This is a genomic window from Paenibacillus lacisoli (assembly GCF_030580655.1).
Classification (GTDB): Bacteria; Bacillota; Bacilli; order Paenibacillales; family Paenibacillaceae; genus Paenibacillus; species Paenibacillus lacisoli.
The window spans coordinates 1-17,968 of the sequence record NZ_JAUQTB010000016.1; the positions used below are offsets into that span (position 1 = coordinate 1).

General features: G+C 46.7%; 21 protein-coding genes and 1 pseudogene. 1 reads left to right on the forward strand and 21 read right to left on the reverse strand.

Annotated elements, in window-relative coordinates:
• Window positions 1-112: 112 nt before the first annotated feature.
• From Q5741_RS18615 to Q5741_RS18650, 7 genes and pseudogenes are all read right to left on the reverse strand, one after another.
• A pseudogene (locus tag Q5741_RS18615) lies at window positions 113-499 on the reverse strand (manganese catalase family protein); the annotation flags it as partial.
• Between the two features lie 154 nt (window positions 500-653).
• Window positions 654-914, reverse strand: a complete 261-nt coding sequence (locus Q5741_RS18620; RefSeq protein WP_305025624.1) for a hypothetical protein — start codon at window positions 912-914, stop codon at window positions 654-656.
• Window positions 915-1,091: 177 nt separating this feature from the next.
• Window positions 1,092-1,712 (reverse strand): copper amine oxidase N-terminal domain-containing protein, encoded by a 621-nt coding sequence (locus tag Q5741_RS18625; protein WP_305025625.1) that lies wholly within the window; start codon window positions 1,710-1,712, stop codon window positions 1,092-1,094.
• Window positions 1,713-2,191: 479 nt separating this feature from the next.
• Window positions 2,192-2,545: a P-loop NTPase family protein gene (locus tag Q5741_RS18630; RefSeq protein ID WP_305025626.1), complete on the reverse strand. Its 354-nt coding sequence runs from the start codon at window positions 2,543-2,545 to the stop codon at window positions 2,192-2,194.
• A gap of 123 nt (window positions 2,546-2,668) precedes the next feature.
• Entirely contained in the window at window positions 2,669-3,001 is a 333-nt protein-coding gene (locus Q5741_RS18635) for a YolD-like family protein (protein ID WP_305025627.1), read from the reverse strand.
• Between the two features lie 12 nt (window positions 3,002-3,013).
• The gene (locus tag Q5741_RS18640) at window positions 3,014-3,295 is read right to left on the reverse strand and encodes a helix-turn-helix domain-containing protein (protein WP_305025628.1); all 282 of its coding nucleotides are present in this window, start codon (window positions 3,293-3,295) and stop codon (window positions 3,014-3,016) included.
• A gap of 339 nt (window positions 3,296-3,634) precedes the next feature.
• A complete protein-coding gene (locus Q5741_RS18650) occupies window positions 3,635-4,921 on the reverse strand; it encodes a hypothetical protein (RefSeq protein ID WP_305025630.1) in 1,287 nt (428 codons plus the stop codon).
• 133 nt (window positions 4,922-5,054) lie between these two features.
• Between Q5741_RS18650 and Q5741_RS18655 the strand changes: the two genes are divergently transcribed.
• Complete coding sequence (locus Q5741_RS18655) at window positions 5,055-5,264, forward strand: hypothetical protein (RefSeq protein ID WP_305025631.1); 210 nt, start codon at window positions 5,055-5,057, stop codon at window positions 5,262-5,264.
• Between the two features lie 424 nt (window positions 5,265-5,688).
• On the opposite strand, the gene Q5741_RS18660 is transcribed toward Q5741_RS18655, so the two are convergent.
• The 14 genes from Q5741_RS18660 to Q5741_RS18725 all read right to left on the reverse strand — a co-directional run bounded on the left by Q5741_RS18660 (window position 5,689) and on the right by Q5741_RS18725 (window position 17,881).
• Window positions 5,689-6,612 carry a peptidoglycan recognition protein family protein gene (locus tag Q5741_RS18660; RefSeq protein ID WP_305025632.1) on the reverse strand — a complete coding sequence of 308 codons (924 nt, stop codon included), beginning with the start codon at window positions 6,610-6,612 and terminating at the stop codon, window positions 5,689-5,691.
• Window positions 6,613-6,640: 28 nt separating this feature from the next.
• A complete protein-coding gene (locus Q5741_RS18665; RefSeq protein ID WP_305025633.1) occupies window positions 6,641-7,108 on the reverse strand; it encodes a phage holin family protein in 468 nt (155 codons plus the stop codon).
• Window positions 7,109-7,189: 81 nt separating this feature from the next.
• The gene (locus Q5741_RS18670; protein ID WP_305025634.1) at window positions 7,190-7,321 is read right to left on the reverse strand and encodes a CD1375 family protein; all 132 of its coding nucleotides are present in this window, start codon (window positions 7,319-7,321) and stop codon (window positions 7,190-7,192) included.
• A 61-nt stretch (window positions 7,322-7,382) separates the two neighbouring features.
• On the reverse strand, window positions 7,383-7,511 hold the full coding sequence (locus Q5741_RS18675) for a CD1375 family protein (protein WP_305025635.1): 129 nt from the start codon (window positions 7,509-7,511) through the stop codon (window positions 7,383-7,385).
• The gene (locus Q5741_RS18680; RefSeq protein ID WP_305025636.1) at window positions 7,504-7,701 is read right to left on the reverse strand and encodes a hypothetical protein; all 198 of its coding nucleotides are present in this window, start codon (window positions 7,699-7,701) and stop codon (window positions 7,504-7,506) included. The genes Q5741_RS18675 and Q5741_RS18680 overlap by 8 nt, the downstream gene beginning before the upstream one ends.
• A complete protein-coding gene (locus Q5741_RS18685; protein ID WP_305025637.1) occupies window positions 7,701-10,331 on the reverse strand; it encodes a tail fiber protein in 2,631 nt (876 codons plus the stop codon). The genes Q5741_RS18680 and Q5741_RS18685 overlap by 1 nt, the downstream gene beginning before the upstream one ends.
• Complete coding sequence (locus Q5741_RS18690) at window positions 10,324-10,644, reverse strand: hypothetical protein (protein WP_305025638.1); 321 nt, start codon at window positions 10,642-10,644, stop codon at window positions 10,324-10,326. The genes Q5741_RS18685 and Q5741_RS18690 overlap by 8 nt, the downstream gene beginning before the upstream one ends.
• The gene (locus tag Q5741_RS18695) at window positions 10,644-11,297 is read right to left on the reverse strand and encodes a putative phage tail protein (protein WP_305025639.1); all 654 of its coding nucleotides are present in this window, start codon (window positions 11,295-11,297) and stop codon (window positions 10,644-10,646) included. Before Q5741_RS18695 ends, Q5741_RS18690 begins: the two co-directional genes overlap by 1 nt.
• Entirely contained in the window at window positions 11,294-12,112 is an 819-nt protein-coding gene (locus Q5741_RS18700) for a baseplate J/gp47 family protein (RefSeq protein ID WP_305025640.1), read from the reverse strand. Before Q5741_RS18700 ends, Q5741_RS18695 begins: the two co-directional genes overlap by 4 nt.
• Complete coding sequence (locus Q5741_RS18705) at window positions 12,109-12,522, reverse strand: DUF2634 domain-containing protein (protein ID WP_305025641.1); 414 nt, start codon at window positions 12,520-12,522, stop codon at window positions 12,109-12,111. The genes Q5741_RS18700 and Q5741_RS18705 overlap by 4 nt, the downstream gene beginning before the upstream one ends.
• A gap of 28 nt (window positions 12,523-12,550) precedes the next feature.
• A complete protein-coding gene (locus Q5741_RS18710) occupies window positions 12,551-12,799 on the reverse strand; it encodes a DUF2577 family protein (protein ID WP_305025642.1) in 249 nt (82 codons plus the stop codon).
• Window positions 12,800-12,876: 77 nt separating this feature from the next.
• Window positions 12,877-13,857: an XkdQ/YqbQ family protein gene (locus tag Q5741_RS18715; protein ID WP_305025643.1), complete on the reverse strand. Its 981-nt coding sequence runs from the start codon at window positions 13,855-13,857 to the stop codon at window positions 12,877-12,879.
• Window positions 13,858-13,861: 4 nt separating this feature from the next.
• Window positions 13,862-14,539, reverse strand: coding sequence for a hypothetical protein (locus Q5741_RS18720; protein WP_305025644.1), 678 nt, complete (start codon window positions 14,537-14,539; stop codon window positions 13,862-13,864).
• Window positions 14,540-14,542: 3 nt separating this feature from the next.
• A complete protein-coding gene (locus tag Q5741_RS18725) occupies window positions 14,543-17,881 on the reverse strand; it encodes a tail tape measure protein (protein ID WP_305025645.1) in 3,339 nt (1,112 codons plus the stop codon).
• Window positions 17,882-17,968: the final 87 nt, after the last annotated feature.

Genomic DNA, 17,968 nt, shown 5'->3' on the forward strand with positions numbered 1-17,968 from the left:
ATATGTCTTCCGTATTTCGCCCATGAAAAATCCCCTCCAAGTAAACATTAGTGCGCTTTTTACACACTGTCTACTTAGAGGGGATAATATCATATGCGAGCCGCTTCTCTAATCAAAATATCTTCTGCCGGTCCCGTTCCTCCGTCAAAATCACGACCGCCTCGCGGAAGCGCAGGGAGTGAATGACCTCCCGCTCCCGCAGAAACTTCAATCCGTCCTGCAGGTCTACATCATCTGTCATATCAATCAGCCACTGGTAGGTCGCTCTCGCCTTCTCCTCGGCCGCAATATCCTCGTACAGGTCCGCGATCGGATCGCCTTTGGCCTGAATATAGGCTGCCGTCCATGGCACGCCCGCTGCATTCTGGTAGAAGAGAGCTCTATCATGATTGACAAAATGCGGGTCCAGCCCTGCCGCCTTCAGCATCTCCGGTGTCGCATCCTTGGTCAGCTTATACACCATCGTGGCGATCATCTCGAGATGGGCAAACTCTTCAGTACACTATAGTTGGAGTTCATGTATTCGTAAACGAATTGTATCATCTAATCCTCACTTACGCTGAGTACAACCATTAAACCTCACCATGGATACCTGGAAGACTTATCGATGATCGGGCAAGCCGCTGTAGCTGATGATTATGCGGCTTGCTTATTCAATTCCATAACTTTTTATCATCGGTTATTGTTATAGTGTCCATACCATCAAAGTGAAAATGATCCAAAATAACGCAATCGGACGAGAGAGCTTTAAGTTCTGGGTAACCACTGGACAGTTTATGGGTTTGATCAGTCAAAAGAAATAATCCTTTTCCGATTTTCATGTCTTCAATATTACTGAAGTGAGCATAGCCAGCATTATAAATAATAGTGCCTTCCTCTGTTTTCCGCTTTAAAAACAATTGAAAACGAATCATGTGTTACTCCTCCTAAAAATTATAATGAAGAACGAAAAAAGGAAGCACCTGTCCCTCTAAAGAGAGATACAGGTGCTTCCTGTGTTCCGAATTTAATTTAAAAATTATACTCTTATTTTTCAACAAAGCAACAAAGTTATACGCAGCGAGGTCTGGTCAGATCCTCTATGCTAAAAACTACAATTTGATTTTAAGTGAGTTAGTGCTTGAATTAAATTCTATGCCTGCTCCTAGTCCTCTGGCAAAAACCTGTGCTGGTACATATGTAACGCCTTTAATCACTATAGGAGCCGCACTAGATGTTTCGGACGTGCCATTGTAAAATACAGTCTTACTTCCAATTGTTAAGGTAACTTTTCTATTTCCTTTTTTAACTCCAATCGTGCCACTATCTTTGTCGTAAGTAACTGATGCTCCTAGTGCTTCTGCAATCTCACGTAAAGGAACAAGATTTGTATTCTTATAAACTACTGGTTTACTACTAAAAACGAGCTGCTGACCATTTACATATACCTTAAGTCCAGATGCTTTGTAGGTTGGTGCAGCTGGTTTAGGAGTGGAGCTTTTGGGAGTAGAATAGCTGGAACTTGGACTAGAGGATGAACTTGAACTTCCTGAGGAAGAACTTCCTCCATTGTGATAGTGATACTCACCATAATCCAAGCCCCATTTTGAACAGTTAGTCCAGCATGTGTGGCCGCCATTCGAATCTGTTCTGCCTGGGTGTGCCGAGGCTATGGATGCACTTGGTAACACTAAAAGTAATGCTAAGAAACCAGTAACTGCTTTCTTTTTCATATAAAATCGCCCCTTTTTAGGAATTTATTCCTATCTATGATAGCATAATCCAAAAAGAAATAGACACGCTTGTAAAAATATATTTTTATGCTGTCTTACGAAGTAACTCCGTCCGTGGGTACAATCTTAATTTTGCATTGTTTGCTTCTGGCCAGATGGTAAGTGTGAGATCGTTATGATAAGGGAGAGCATACCTATTAGTCCACACACGATAATAAAAAAAGCTTGGGATCTCCCAGGCTTCTTAATCATCCCGATAATTGAATTATCGTTCCCCGTTAGCGTAATATGCCGAAACGGCAATTGAAGTCCTATCTGCTAAATCGAATTCATATCAATTGAAGTTCAAGAAGATCCAGGTTATCTCGAACGAGGATCATTTTATCCTTATAGTCCCAATTGGCGATTAAGTTAGACAGCTTAAGATTATAGTCTTTATTCCAGGCCAGCAAGTTATGGATGCCCTCGAGCGTCTCGCGTTATTTGCTTGAGACGATGCCGGCGATGCGCTCTTCATAACGCTTCCAGATCCGTTCCTCCTGCACAGACAATGGCGTCATCAGTACGACGATCTTATCCGCAGCGGCAAGGCTCGGACCTACCCACGACCTGTGCACGCCTTCTGTAATCCACGAATCAAGACTAATGATTTCTCTGAGCCGGCGGTCACGTTCATCCTCCGGTGTCCTAACGCCATATTCATTCGATTGGTAATCCCAGAAAATATCGTCTAAATCGTAATGTGGAATCCGGAGCTTTTCGCTCAGTAACTCCGAGATATAGGATTTGCCGCTACCTGATCCGCCGATGATATGGATTCGGATTGAGATCACCTCTTTCCTATTTAGTTTTTAACTGATTCTGCATGGCCGCCACGCTATCCTGCCAGTTAGCTTAACGAACAAAAAAAGCCTCTTTTCTATCAAGAGACTTCAATATGTATCAATTCTCTAGAATTACAAAGACGCCTTAATGATCTCTTCCACTTTGATCCATCTGAAGTTATTTCCCTGAAATAATTTAACTTCTCTGGTATATGTATTGACCACAGTTACAATTCCAGTAACCTCCTCATCCTCGAACGGGTTGAAGACCACCAATTTCACTTCGCAACGTTGATTATATGAATCAATCAGGGCTACTTCAATTTCCTGCAGCTGTTGCTCATCAATGACCGGCCGGCCGCGACGCAGCTGCTCCTGCTCTCGTTCTTGCATTGCATCTCTGTGTTCTGGCAGGACATAGCGTGAGCTTTCCCAAAATCCGTTACCCTCCAGCTTCTTCGCCACAAACACCACTCCTTAATATTGGGTCCAATAATCAATTTTCCCCTGAGGCGCAGTCGATTTTACTGACTGTTTAGGTTGCCGTTCCCAGCCTTCCAGCAGCTTGATGTCCTGGGTACTGGCCTTATTTTCCCAGGCAATATATATGGACTTCTCCAACCCCTTCAGCGCCTCCATAATCTCCGCCTTACTCTTGCCTGTCTTACTGGTTAAGTCCTGCATAGACGGCATATGCCGGTGCTGTGCAGAGTAATTAAACAGGATACGCAGCAGCTTGCGCTCAAGATCAGATAACATATCGGACTCAGGCTCCTTTCCTGATGTGCTTCCATGCCAGAATGTTGTCTTGGCGGAACGTGCGCGGTGCTCTGGTCTGAAGACACTCAGCCTTCACTAAACCATTACGCACGCTATGGACCTCAATTTTTCGCTGTGTTATATTGCCTGCTTGATCCAGATATACGATTTCCACGATCTCCCCAACATATTTGACTGGCATGTGAATCACCTCTGTATGCGAATATATGTTCTACATTATATAGGAACAAAAGATCCTATTCAATAGAAGAATCCTACTGACTAATGAATAAATAAGCCTCACTAATCTCATAAGATTAAGTGAGGCTTATATCTAAATTAATTGTTCACATTATAGTATTTTGCATGAAAATACGGCATGAGTTCTGTATTAGTACCTTGGGTGTAATTAAAATTGATTTTATTGATTCCTAGAGTTATTAAAATTGCTTGAACATTAGAAGAATATTTACCTTCTATTTCACCCGTAACCGTAATAACATCTCCTTCCACTGCATCCATTGAACCATCATAAGTTACAGCTACATCATTGGTCCAATTTCCGAACTCTTCTTGTTTAGTAGATAAAATAAGAAAAGTCTTATTTTTAAATTCCTGTATGCTTGTTATTTTCCCTTGGAAATATGTCCTAATCCCCTTATATTTATCAGCATTCTTTTTTAAAACAAGATAGTCATATGGCTCTAAGCCTGAACTATATTCATCCCTTTCCGCTGCTTTGATATACCCGAGAGCATTAATATAGTTTGGATCTTCTGGAATAACCTTCTTAAAATAGTCTATCGACTCAACAGACCCACCTAAATTATATATTTCTAAGCCTTCTTTATAATTTTCAGCTGATTCAGCCAGAACTTTTTCTTTTGCTTTCTTTATTCGCTGCTCTTCCTCAATTTTTTTATTTTGTTCTTCTAAAAGTTTTTGCTCTGCCCTCTTCATTTCTTCAGCAGCCGTTTCTTCTTCCAAATTAGTTTTTGCTGCTAAAGCTTCAGCTTCTTCCTCTTTTTTGGCCTTCTCTTCTTCTTTTTGCTTTTCTATTGCAAGGAGTTTTTGCTGTTCATCTTGTTTTCTCTTTAATGCTTCAGCTGCAGTCGTTTCTTTAGCATTCTTCTCAATTTCTCGATCTGTCGCTTGTTTGGCTTCTACTTCTCTTTGTCGCCTTACTTTCTCTGCCTCTGCTTGTTTCTCTTTTTCTAAAGCAGCGATTCTTTCTTTTTTTATTCTTATTTCCTTTTGTTCTGCCAAGTACTCCTGGGAATGTAGTTTATCGATAAACATTGTTGTAATTCCCAACCCTACCACTAATAGAATTACCGCTATAACACTACCTATAATTATTCTCAGTGGTTTTGATGAACGGAGCAGAGGAGTTCTTGCTCTCACGCCCATGATATCGAAAATAAATAAATACGGAATTATAACCAAAAATAGGAGGAACAACACTCCTTGAAGGCTAATGACTAGATTATCTTTGCCTGATATTTTATTATCTTTGAGCAAAATCAAAATAATAACTGTAAGGATTACACCAACATAGAATACACTCGCTAGAATCTTCTTCCACAAAGCTCCGGTTCTAAATCCCGGTACTGGGACTTTATTCATCTTTATCCTCCTATTTACTATCATTACCTACTAAGGTATTATCTTTTGGAAGATAGGATTAGTCAATACGGACCTTAATAACTACAATTACTCAGAATTACTCAGGTGAAAAGATTTAGGAGGGAGAGGCGTAATGCCTACATTTTCAATTTATAGCGAAATAAAAAACGCAGAAATCAATAATGAAAGGATATTAATCAAACTTTACGATCAAAGTGTTATGAAGGGGAGAGCAGAGAAGTCATTGGATAAGGAACGATTTAAAGTCAGGACTCATGAAGGTGCTGTTTGGATACCTTATACCGATGTAATGAATGTGATTCGTTTAGTTGAATTCAATTAACATTTAAGAATGTACATAAACTTTCCCTGACATGAATACTGGACATTACGATCATGGTAAACCTTTTGTAAGAACTAAATTCAAATTCCGTGTCGTGTCTGGCACAGCTACTGACCAATTCGTATTCCTGCTTATGATCCAACATCTGCTTCAGTATCTCCTAAATTGGTGAAAAAGGGCAATGGTACGAAGGGTACACTGATGTATACTTGTTCCCTAATGTCTCAGATTTCTTCAAAAAGCACTATAAAGTAGGTACAATTCCAAAAAGGTGCTTACGTCTATAAGGAGTTGAAGTTATAAATTAATTTTTCAAGTAAAACAGAGTCCCAGAAATATATGGGGCTCTGTCTTTTGATTACTTCCAAAAGAATCGCCTATGGTTTTGTAGCACAAAAAACTTTTACTGAATAAACAATTTCCCTTACTCCTCTGGTATGCCCGCTGACCGCCTCAAATAATTAGCCAAATTGTTATAATGCTTCTTGCCGGTAGCATCTCCTGCTTCATGAGCCTTCTGCCAAGCAGGTTTAAGCCAGCGAAATATAATTTCTTGAGCGTTAGACTTGGGTAACCTTTCCAACACTCCTGCTTTAGTCTGTCCTTGCAAGAGAATCCCCGCTGCTTTCCGCAGATTGTCAGCCAGATTATGAAAATGTGCCTTCTCCTGCGCCGCCTTTGCAGCATGAGCAGCAGCCCATGCGGGCTGAACATAGTCCTTAATGAGCGCATTGGAGACGTTCTCCGGCAGCTTGTCTGATTCAGGAATGTGCGGTACTGCCTCGCCGTTCAATTCGGCTGCAACATCGTACAGAAACTGCTTTAAGCCTTTTCCTCCAAAGGTAAGTGCCTGGTCACAGTCCCGCTTGCGAGCCGGATCCAATTGTTTATGTGTTGGAATATGAGTCAAAGGGTTTTTGCCCCACCTCCAGCAACAATAGGCCATATACCAGACAAATCGATTATACGCTTCAGTAAAGTTGATCTTACCGCCATAGCAAAGCTCTACCCCGAGGGCAATGTCATTAGCATCGTCCCCGAAACGATCGTTGTCTGTAGTCACGCTGTAAAGAACGTGCCAGGCCTTCTCAGCAGGATCCGGACCGGTACCGGTCGGAATGATCTCTAGGATTACCTTGTCGTCAATAAAGGTCTGCGCTGAAGCAGCACGGTCCTTCAATCTTTGGAAGTAATTAAAATGGTTCTCTGCAGTCGCTCCTGGATTTCCCGTATCATGCGCAACAAAAAAGCCCGGAGTTCCCGAGGTGAGTCGGGTTCCAGGCCGTACATTGTGACGCTTATCGATGTAGCGCCGTTCAATGGTATATTTATTTGGATTAAATATCATGGTTTACTTCCCTTCTGTCAGCCGGCTATCAAACGGCCGGTTTCTGTGTGTGATCATTGTTCTCCGGTGGATCCGGAAGGTTCGGGTTCTCAGGCGCCTCCGTCTTTGATTCGAAAATCTTAACAGCATTCCGCAGTACATCCGGCATCGGTACCCCCATCCTGCCCACATTCTCTATAATGGACAGCAGCTCGTTGGCCAGGTAAAAGAAAACCACTGCATCTTGGAAGTAATGCAGATTCCCCAGCGCTACATCCACAAAATGCGCAATTGTGACGATCAAGAAGATGACCACCTTCCGGGCAATACCCTCAAATCCGACTCGGCTTTTCAGCTCTCCCCGAATCCAGGCAGCCGCCCAGCCGGTCAGCCAATCGACATTGACCATAATCAACAATAAGTTAATCAAGACGCTCCACCCTCCAAACAGGTATCCTGCCACGGCTCCAAAAGCCGTGGCAATACCCTTGATGATTGTTGAGACCCCCTCATTCATCCCCTTCATCCCCCTGTCTATTCATCATGGACTTCCTCATAGAAAAAGCCCCCGGATTCCTCCAGGGGAAACAAAACTTTCTTACTCTGTCATACCAAGATCACCCTTTACATAATCCACGAATGCAGAAGGTACGTCTTCAATAGAACGGCGGCCGTTCATAATCAGATATACATAGGTTGTGGCAAAACTGCGCTTCATCGCGTCGGTCATTTGGAACTCACCTCCCTTCATGACGAGCTCTAAGAACAACAAAAAAAGCCGATCCCGCAGCTTAAGCATTGGACTCCGCTTCCTTCAGTTGCTCATATTCGGTTTTAATCTCTTCTGGTACGCTGGATTCATCGCGACGCCCCGCCTTGACCAGATCCAGATAGATTTTCGCAAAAGCTGTCTTATCCATTCGTTACACCCCCAGACAATACAAGCTCAATCAGGCTGGCAATAGCTTCTTTATTGTCTAGATCACTTGTCTTTAAAGCTTCATTCACAGCTTTCTGCTCTTCCAGTTGCTGTTCCAGTTCAACGATCTTTTGCTGCGGATTATTCCCCTTCATTTCACCGTCAACACTTTTGTAACCAAGTTTACCCATTATCCGATGCCCCCTAAGATTCGAGTTATTTTAAGATCGTCGTTCGTACTGCTGCGGTTCATGTTCAGCCTTACCTCTGCTGCCTGAACCGACGACAACGCCTTTGAAAACTCGTCTTCATTATTTGCGCTAGTCTTGTCCATGGCCTGCCCGTTGAGCGCTGCTGTCACCGTTAACCCGGCGTCATGCTGTACCCACGTTACGACTTCATCTGTGTTGGATAGCGTAAAGCGCACGTCATTTTGCGTGATCGGCATTTCGCCTCCGATTGTCCATGTTCCGTAAAATCCGACTTTAGGATTCCCTGTATCCATGTAAATAAATATAGGCTCCGTGACTTCCATGGAAGGATCAAAAAGGACAGACGGACTTGTCATACCCGAACTAGTTGTAGATAACTTGACGTCGTACACGCTTCCCCATACGCCTGCTACATTTTTTATAGCTCTTATGCTGTATGGTGGGTTCCCAGCAGGTGATTGCCCCTGAAAAACAATAAATATTGTTCCTTGTCTATCTGCGCTTATACTTGGAACTGCCTGGATATAGCTATTTCCGTTTGTTAATTTTTGCGGAGTTGTCCATGTAGCTCCGACATCATCTGAATAAGCGACTCGAATATTTTGTATATTTGAGTCTGTAGCGTCAAGGCCACCCCACGCAACCCATATCCGACCGTTTGCTAGGCCGTTAATACTTTGCGAGACAAAGATCGCGGAGGGAAAGTTCTGAGCGTAACTAGAAGTGTAAAAAGCTCTTGCTCCCCATCCAGAATTGAATGTATCACTATACCAACCATTACCGTTAAGTCCACGCGATATGATTCCTATTTTATAATCATTGCCAGCCACCGTATTCAATGACTGTGCTACTATATAAGCCACTCCATTTTTAACGATAACGGAAGGTGTATTAAAATTAGTAGTAGAAGAGTTGGCTACAGTTACTTGCTCCGCAGCGCTCCATGTCACACTACCATCGGCATTAATCGTACCTTTGGCATAACGGATATTAAAGCTGTTCGGGTACGTGCTGTTTTTACTCGTCCACGCCGCATGTAGTTCCGTTCCCGCTTCGTTAATGGCAAGAGATACTTTACCTACTGCGGTTTGAGGCGTATCAGGTGACAATATTACAGTTTGTGAATTATTAGTTACTGTTGTTGCATCGAACCAAAGAGAATATGTGTTAGCACCATTTGACATCAAACAATACACTTTCGTCCCAAAAGAAGCTATGCACGCATCCTCATCAGCTATACCTTGCGTATAAGTTAATTGAGTAAAAGTTGCTCCGTTGTCTTTTGATACATAAAAATAACGTGCAATACTTGGACTCGTTACTCTTACAACCACAACCAACCACCCGTTACTCAACCGAATTAACTTCCGTCCACCATTACCGGTCGTACCATACGCGCTATTAACTACTGTCGTGTCAGTTACTGTATTCGTCACCTGCGTTGACCAACCGCCGAATTTCAGCGCCCTATTAGTTGCGTCTGCTACCGCCATCGTCCGCGCTACGTTAGCGCCTGACTTATACGCTTTGGTCAGCGCTGCCTTAAGCGTGATTGTCGTGCCTGATACAGAGGATACCGTTACACGCTCGCTGTTGACATCGTCGTAAATCGTAAATTCCTTGCCTGCGGAAAACCCTGTAGCATCATTAACGGAGAATGACGTTGCTCCCGCTGATAATGCCGCAGTTGTCGCGGTTTTGGTGTAGTCAATCGTCATGTTGAACGAATCCGCGAATGTACTGCCGAATGTTGTTCCGTTGTTGATTCGGTCTGATGCCGCTTGTTTCAGAGTAAGATACGCGACCTCACGCTGTAAATTTTGGATATTATACGATGATTTTAGTACATCTGTTGATACGGATGCTAAAGCAGATGCATCAGCCTTTCCGTTCCATGCCGACCTCTCTGTTGCTGTAATATGTTTTGTTGTATCGGCTGAGTGGGCAGTTAAACCGTCATTCACCTTTTTGATCGCATTAGCTGTAGGCGCTTGGTCCTTTGATGTGCTGGTCAGCGTGTCATTGAGCTTTACGATACCAGCAGTATCCACTGAAGCCACAGGTACCTGAACATTATCCAGCTTCTTTATAAGCTCAGAAATGTTTACGTTCATCCTCTGGTCGGTAGTCGAAATGACACCACTGGCATCTGTCGCAACATAAAAAAGCAACAATGCTGCTGCAGCTGTTGCTTTTGATGTTGTCTTCTTCACCACTCCATCGTTGTCCAAATACAAATACTGACCTTGGGTAGCGTTTAAAGGCATGTCGCCAGCTGCTACCTCAAACCTTCTACCACCTACGTAGGCGACTCCAGGCGTCCAAGATACCGACAGTTCCTTGGCGGTAAATTGAAGTCCCTGCACACCATCAATGGCAGCTACAAAGTTGCCCCCCAGCTCTTTGGCCAACTGCTCGACCAAGTTATGAGCACCTTCGATCCCCCCCTCTATATGATTTAATCTGGCCGAGGTAATTCGGGTCCCTTCCTGAACGAGTTCATATAATGGCCGGCCTGTTTGCGGGTCGATTTTCTGTTTGCCAGCCGTATCCTTGACCGGCCGGGTCAGGTCCGGTATCTCATCCTTCCATACTTCCTTGTTATACAACGGTACTCGCCTCCAATCGCACAGTAAAATCAAAACCAATTAAAAATCCTTTGTCATTCTTAACAACATTCATATTTTGGTTGGCCAAGGTGTTTCCGTCCTTATCCATCAGCGAAGCGCCCAAGATCTGTTTCCCAGCAGCATCTGTATCCAACAGATAGACATACTTACGGACCAAGTATCCGGAAATTACGGTATTATGAATCGGATAAGATACCAACTCGCCACCCAGGTTGATCAGAGCGTGATCAAAATAGCCGCTCAGACTCTCGACAATCAAATCCAGCAGCCGGGGTTGAATGACATTTGCCATCAAGTTGTTCCCTCCTTCATCGGAATTTCAAAGCCAGCAATCGGACTGTCTATCCGGTAATAGCTTGGCTGCCCTGCTAGGTTCATTGTTTCGGCTGCTAATGTACCACTCACGCCGATCTCTTGCGGCATCTCAAGTCCACAGATAGGATAATCCACGGTATGCTGATAGGCCGATCCTTTCACAGCAATCTGCTCTGTGATCGGCTTGGCAACCGTCACCGCCTGCTTAATGTGGACAGGCCGCACATATTCAAAGTCGGTTTGCAAGCCATTCACATTAATCGGCGCATTAGCAGCGTACTCGAAGTGAATCTCTTTATCCTCAAACTTCTCCACAACAACTTGCAGCTTCCCGTATTGGGCACCCATTTGGCGAAGCGCCGGCAGTGTAAAAGGACGTTTCGCAAGCCGTTTGCGCCGGATGGCTTCCCGCCGCTGCTCAAGCGTCCCTGACTGAACCTGATGAAAGTACATCCACTCCCAAACCGAAATCCCCCAAGTGGCCCGCTGCAGCAAGAATTGACCCTGCAGCTCTTCCAGCTTGGCCTCATGGGTATCCACCGCTTCCTCCATGATACCGAAGTGCCACTCCGCTATTTCATTCTCGTACCAGTGCGGTGGGAGGACCTCCCGGTATCGCTGCGGGATCATAACAGGACCACCTCAACCTGCAGCAGCGAAGCCGCCGGAATCTCCACGTCCTGCGCATCACCATTGAGCTTGAAGTCTTTGTAATTCTCTACGCCTGGTACCAGCAGCAGCGAAGCGACGACGTTATAGACCAGTTTAGAGCGATCAGCAGCGTAGGTTAGCACACGCCTACGGATTCCCTCCGTCAGCTCAGTAAGATCTACAGCTGTATCCAAGGTAGCCTCCAAACGAACCAGGAAAATGGGCGCTGGATGAACAGCCAGGTCATGCCCAGCAATCCGTTTGTCTTCCCAAAGCAAATCCTTGACTCGATCCGCGAATGCCTGCGTCACAGGCTGACCGGTCATGTCCGTGAGGTAGAGATCGATGGAGTTGTCATGCCGTTCTTTCTCACGAGCGAAGGCAGTCCCAACCCCCTCCAGCTCTTTAGCCCAGGCTTCATAATCCTTTCGCCGCCCGCTGCCTTCCTCCGTAAACACTTTATCCAGCAAACGCAAACGGTACGTGTCGTCATCCTCCCCCGCCTTACGAGGGGTACCCTCGGTCCAGCCGTGTGCATCGAGGAATTCCTCATCCGCCCAGATCGGAAACGCCTGCAGGAAGGCGTAGGCCAGTAATTCCTGCTGCTCAGTTAGCTCCTGGGCGATCGGATACCACAGATCATAGAAGTATTCGCCCTCCGCGACGGGCGGCGGCGGCAGTCCCCGCTCGTTGGAAAGTGTGATTGCCCGGTTCACCCATCGCTGGTAGATCATGTCCGGCGTTTCCTCCAAGATCGGCATATCCGGAAACGTTGGCAGATCAGCAATATTCATAATGGAATCACCTCTTCCAATGTTGTACTTCCTGCTGTTCCCTCAATCCGAATCGTTAGACTCATTTCTTGGCCCCTCCGTTCCATAGAGACTACCTCTGCGCGTTCAATTTCAGGATGAGCCGTTAATGCCTCCTCAATGTCACGGCTAATTTCGGCATCTTCCCAACCTGGCCATTCGGACCGCTCGACTCCCATATTCCCGGTATAGATGACATACTGAAATCGTTCGGTATTCAGGATTTTTAGTGCCGTTTGAGTCAGGTATTCCGCGTAGGTCTTCGTCTTTTCAGGACGGCCCGCATCATCAAAGACGGCACGACGGTTTCGGAAATCCGTGACATACGTCCATTTCGTTTCTGAGGGCACCGAATCAACGAGGTCCGCCACATCCATTTCCGATAGGTCCAACTCTGGAAATAAGGACTCGTCGGCCATCTCATTTCACTTCCTTTCCCAACACGTAGTACCGCTGCCCGGTCATCCGGGAGACGATTAGGCGGTCACCAACCTGCAGTGGGCTGGGTACAACCATTTTTCCCTTCATGGTTGAGACTGCCGGCTCCTCGACCTCAAACGTGATCTCGATCTTCTGTTCCTGCAGGTAATCAGCAAACACCAAGCTACTGGCCTCATACGGGTAGGGATCTCCGTCTACTTCAATACGAGCATCTGGCCAGCTCAGCAAAGTTGCCCGCTCCGTGTCCCGAGCATCGATGTGCGCGGCAACCTTTTCTTTGAATAGTTTTATGGCATTCCCTAGCATTAGGCCTCTCTCCTTTCTAGAACCAGTTGGACGGTATATAGACCGTTGCGGAAGCTGGTGTCTGCACTTTCAACGATCCACTTCGAGACATGGTCCGTTTTGATCAAGACCAGCCAACCCGCTCGCAGCCCGGCCAGCGTATGGTCCTCATGCTTAACGGTGATCTTCTTGATCTGTTTTGGGGTCGATAATGACTTCAGCCGCTGCGTGGCTACAGTTGCAGGGTTTTCGTTCTCTTCAACTTCCAGAATTTCTTCCATCCGCCCAAGAGTCTTGATTCCACCAGCATCCGACTTTGTGACGGAAGCGATCAGTTTGTCGTCCTTATATTTCTGAGCGGTGACGACCGTGTAGGTTTCCTCCAAGCTGTATCCTGCTGTGCTTGCCTCCATCTGGTCCGGAATAAAAATAGGAACCTTGGTGTTGGTTCCTTCACGGGTCACCTGCAGGTAAAAGCTCTGATCTGTTCGGATCACATCGAGGTGGTAGCGGTAGCCGCTTCGCTCATATGCTTTTTGCAACACATCTAGGATCAGCTCCGAGTGAGGCATCGTGCCGTATCGTTCATCCAAAGTGAAGCCCAATTTGGGGCAGCGGAAGTCGATACCTGTTGTTCGGATAAACCGCTGCAGCTCTTCCCCGGCATCCCCTTTCAAATATGGCCGCGTTCCTTTGTTCTTAGCCAGATACCAGCTAATCTCATTCGCTTCTAATTCCCAAGCGTTTGTGAATTCATCCTTCTCCACTTTGATGATGGGGCCGTGAAAAAACTGGTTCTTGGCATGAAGCAATACACCCCTCGTCTGCTGGGAAAAGCACATCAGCATACCGGCTACATGTATATCCGGGGCATCCTTCATCCGGACGGACATACTTCGGGCGATTTCATCCCGCTGGGAAGACCAGGACAGTTCCGTCACTGCATCGGTCAGCGGTGATCGAGCATCTTGTTTGCCGAAGATAACCGCAAAATGGTCCACGAGATCAACCCTTTACCTGTTTAATTTTGCTTGAGATCTTTTTTTGCTGTCCCGTATAATCAAAGGCGCCTTTAGCATTATCCGCTGCAGCTTTCGCTGCGGCCTTTGATGCCTTTTTACTGCTGTTTTTCTTCTTTTTATCGCTGGCTTTCTTGGCTTTGGTACTTTTCTTTTTTTTATCTTTTTTTGAAGCCTTAGCCGTTGTGTTAGGCCTGCTCTTAGAAGCCTTGGTAATGATGACGCCCGGCTTGAGCAGCTGCTTGGTATTGGAGTAGGACACAATCTCCACAGGTGAAAATTCGACCAAGGTCATCGTCATGTGCAGGTTCGCCTGACCGTCTTTATACACACCCTCCATGCTTTCAAACCACATCGTCTGACTGAAGAGTGACTCAAAGTTAATGACGACTGGTTTCTTCATCCATTGTTCCATCAGTTTCCAAGCCTGCTCCGGAGATTTATACTTCACCGTTTCCTTGCCCGTTTCCCATATATCCTTCCAAGCTCTTGGGAAGATCACAGAAAAAGAGACCCGCTTCAGCTTGGAAGTGAGTCTCTTGCCTGTTTTTTCTTCGCCTGTAATGACGGTGAAGCTATCCACCTCGTTCGCATTTGTAATCTGGATCTCTTCAGGCGTAATCGGAAAGGTGAACCGGTTTTTGTCCCGGATCATCGTTAACATGGCTTACCCTCCCATTTCCAGTACATTGTACAACTCCTCGCCAAAGACCTGCCGAATCAAAGAACGGCCTTGCGGGCTCTTGAGTGCGGCCGCAAAGTCATTGAAATTGGAGATCCCAGGACCAAGCGAACCGAAATCCATCTGAATCGATTGGATCGTGACTGAACGATTGGCTGCAGGCGCAGGAATGGATAGCGAGCTGGCCACTGGGATTGGCCCCTCGGCAGTTGTTAGGCTGGTGCTTTGCATTCCCTCAATTCCACTTCGCATAGCGCCTGCCATGCGCTTCATTTGGTCTTGGATCGGCTCATGTCGTAGGCCGTCTGCAAACATGTTCACAAAATTACCGGCCCAACGATCGGAGTCGGATGCTGGACCTTCTTCGGTTGGCGAGTGGAAGCCCAGGTATTTTCGGATTACGTCGGCTGCCTGGGATACCACAGACGTCAGGGTCGGAAATTTACTACGAATCCCTGAAGCGACCATGCTAATCAGGTTGCTGCCCCAGCTGCTGCCTTCGCTCGAGATGTTCCGCAGAGACAGCAGGTGCTGGCGGGTTTGCGACGCCGCACTTTGAGCCGCCGAGCTAACCCCTGAGAAGCTGCGTCCAGCCTGGGCAGCACCTCGGACAATTTCCTGTGTGCTGCCCTTGGCCGTCTGACCCATTTGTTTAGCTTTCTCACCGGTTCGCTGCGCCGCCGTACCAACGGCTCTTACGTTTTGCTGAGCTTGCAGACTGTTCGATCCTTTCCACATCACACCGACTGCCTGGCCCAGCTGCTTCGTGCTCGTGGTGGACTTGCTGCTTACTGCACCAACGGCATGGATATTATCTTTAGCCTTTTTGCTATCCGTACCCTTAAACACCCCAACCAGTTTGTCTTTTAGAATATCTGCTGCCTTGGTCACACCGCTCTGATCCAGCGCGTTGGTCAGGGCATGTTTCATGCCATTCTTCGCCACATCCTGCTGGAAGGAGGTAAAGGTCTCCCGGATCTTTTGAGCATTTTCGGGTGTCATATTCCCGAAGGTAACCTTTGCCTCAGGTGGAGGTGCGGGTTTCGCGGGCTGTTCCTTTTTACCAAAGCCAAACCAGCTTTTAATTGCCGAAGTGGTTGAAGATACAAAGTCTACAGTCGCGCGAGTCCAGCCTGCGGAGTCAGCAAGTGCCCCTAACTTCTCACCAGCCCAGCTGCCCACGGCTGCACCGGCAGCCGTACCAATTGGACCAGCCAGGGAACCTAGAGCCCCTCCAGCTACACCGCCAACCAAACTGCCTGCTGTGGAACCACCTTTAGTGGAAATCGCTTCTTTCCAACCCTCATCCTTCGCAGTTTGATACATGTCATATGCGCCTATTCCTACATTGGCGGCTGTACCAATGACTGCTACGCCTTTCAGCAATCCGGATGCACCTTTCAGCCACTTTGACCCTGACCCCATGCGGCTCCAGATACTTTTGCTGGTCCCTGTCTCAAAAAGGCCTTTCTTTGGAATATCGATCTCTGGCGCTTGATTTCTTCGGCCGCCAAACCAATTTGATTTCCTTGAGCCTGTACTGGAAGGTCCTGTCCCTCGAGCCCCGCCCTTTCTGCTTCCCCCGCGTTTTTTACGTTTCTGATCACCTCGCCCTCTGTCTCCAGAAACAGGGCCGTTGATATATACGTGCGTTGCACGCACTGTTATTGACTCAGCATTACCTGCAGACTCTGTTTTGAAAGGGCCACCTTTTCTTGATTCTCGTGTTCCACTAAAAAGATCGTAGGTCTTCTTTATTCCTTCAGCCGTCTTCTTTACCGCTACAATTCCTAGCAGCCCTATAATCATTTTGTTCACAACTGAGAAATGTTCATTGTAGAAGCTAGTTACACCTGAAACAAAGTCTGCAATTTTAGTTCCTAATGCTGATATTTCTGCCTGGTTGTCTGATATTAGAGAATTGAACTCCTTCATAACAGGCAAAGCAGCCGAGGATAGATTAGCCCCTATATCCTGCATCTGCTTATCGATCTGGCGGCGGGTTTCAATGTAATCCTGCATGGGATTTGCTGCTTTTTGGGCATTCACCAGACGATCTGTAGTACCAGTGATACTACTTGGCGCTTGTTGAAACGGCACTTGGTACGTCTTCATAATAGCATCGCCATTATCTTCAGCCGTGGCGGAGCCAAGCGTGGTCAGTGATTGTTTTAACTCATTTGCCGTTTGACTGGCCAAGTCGCCAACCAAGGCCATAATCGCGCCTTTGACACGCTGTTGATCTCCAGAGTTGATATCATCCGTAAAGGCTTGGGCCTGATGCTGAGCCTCATTTTTCCCCGCACCGCGCAGCGTGAAGTAATTGGCCATATCACCCGTGTTCAGGGCCTTACCTCCGAAGGTCTCTTTTATAAAATCGGCCGGTTTATCGAAATTGAAGCTCCCATTTTGCATACTCTGTGTCAGAAAGTTTGCCATTTGGCCCGAATTTGCGCCTGTCTTTTTAAAATATCCGCTGTACTCCCAAAAGGTATCGAAGAGATCCTGCTGCCGGTCTCCTACCTTCTCGAACGCATACAGCATACTGTCTGCTACCTGGTCGTAACTCTCTTTAAACGTACTTGCGGATTGGGTTAGGGCTCGGTTGATTTCTTCCGCACCCGAGTCGGGTCTTAATTTCTGAATCTTTGCTGAGGATGCTAAGAAGTTGCTTATTTGCGACTTATCACTGACCAAAGGTGCTGCATCGGCCAGTTGGTTCGCAGCATCCGATCGAGACGAAAAGTATCCTTTCAAATAGAGCTCGTCGGCAGTAGATAATCCTTGTTCCCGGACATCAGCTGGCATAAAAGCCGCACTACGGGCCGACGCCGAATAATAATCTGTAACATCACCAAACATGGCATCCTTCACGCCACTGCCAATGATTATGCCACCTGCGGCGGCAGCTAAGTTGGATAGTCTCGATGAAATGCCGTCCAATACAGGAGTAATTCCATCATGAGCCTTTAACTGGACATGAGCATCACTCATACCCCTTACTTCAGATTCTGCCCGGTGAACCATTGTCCGGAAATCATCGGCGCCGTGGCGGGCTCGCCCGAACAGGTCACCCATCTGAAAGCTATCCATTCGGCGAGCCTCGTCCGCTGCTCCACCAATCTCACGGCCCAGGTCCGCCGCCGATTCCTTCGCTCTACGGCTACTGGAAACGAAGTCCTCCCCTATATCCCCAGAAGTACGCCGGAAATCAATCAGGTCATCGGTCGCTCCCTGGATCACGCTACGCATTTTCCGGACAGCGCCGGACAACAGGTCTCGGGCTTCAAATGGAACCGTTACTGATGTTGTAGCCGTGGTCACTCACCTCCTTCCTCATTTTTTCTCAGCCAGCCGCTTGGCTTCTTCAGCAGCAATGATGCTGGCCGCCAAACAGAAGTGATACTGACG

What these genes read in the sequence shown, in the direction of transcription:
- Q5741_RS18655 (WP_305025631.1), top strand. Translation starts at nt 5,055, where the DNA reads ATGCCTACATTTTCAATTTATAGCGAAATAAAAAACGCAGAAATCAAT.
- Q5741_RS18640 (WP_305025628.1), bottom strand. Translation starts at nt 3,295, where the DNA reads ATGTTATCTGATCTTGAGCGCAAGCTGCTGCGTATCCTGTTTAATTAC.
- Q5741_RS18690 (WP_305025638.1), bottom strand. Translation starts at nt 10,644, where the DNA reads ATGGCAAATGTCATTCAACCCCGGCTGCTGGATTTGATTGTCGAGAGT.
- Q5741_RS18660 (WP_305025632.1), bottom strand. Translation starts at nt 6,612, where the DNA reads ATGATATTTAATCCAAATAAATATACCATTGAACGGCGCTACATCGAT.
- Q5741_RS18620 (WP_305025624.1), bottom strand. Translation starts at nt 914, where the DNA reads ATGATTCGTTTTCAATTGTTTTTAAAGCGGAAAACAGAGGAAGGCACT.
- Q5741_RS18680 (WP_305025636.1), bottom strand. Translation starts at nt 7,701, where the DNA reads ATGGGTAAACTTGGTTACAAAAGTGTTGACGGTGAAATGAAGGGGAAT.
- Q5741_RS18700 (WP_305025640.1), bottom strand. Translation starts at nt 12,112, where the DNA reads ATGAATATTGCTGATCTGCCAACGTTTCCGGATATGCCGATCTTGGAG.
- Q5741_RS18720 (WP_305025644.1), bottom strand. Translation starts at nt 14,539, where the DNA reads ATGTTAACGATGATCCGGGACAAAAACCGGTTCACCTTTCCGATTACG.
- Q5741_RS18665 (WP_305025633.1), bottom strand. Translation starts at nt 7,108, where the DNA reads ATGAATGAGGGGGTCTCAACAATCATCAAGGGTATTGCCACGGCTTTT.
- Q5741_RS18675 (WP_305025635.1), bottom strand. Translation starts at nt 7,511, where the DNA reads ATGGATAAGACAGCTTTTGCGAAAATCTATCTGGATCTGGTCAAGGCG.
- Q5741_RS18625 (WP_305025625.1), bottom strand. Translation starts at nt 1,712, where the DNA reads ATGAAAAAGAAAGCAGTTACTGGTTTCTTAGCATTACTTTTAGTGTTA.
- Q5741_RS18670 (WP_305025634.1), bottom strand. Translation starts at nt 7,321, where the DNA reads ATGACCGACGCGATGAAGCGCAGTTTTGCCACAACCTATGTATATCTG.
- Q5741_RS18650 (WP_305025630.1), bottom strand. Translation starts at nt 4,921, where the DNA reads ATGAATAAAGTCCCAGTACCGGGATTTAGAACCGGAGCTTTGTGGAAG.
- Q5741_RS18695 (WP_305025639.1), bottom strand. Translation starts at nt 11,297, where the DNA reads ATGATCCCGCAGCGATACCGGGAGGTCCTCCCACCGCACTGGTACGAG.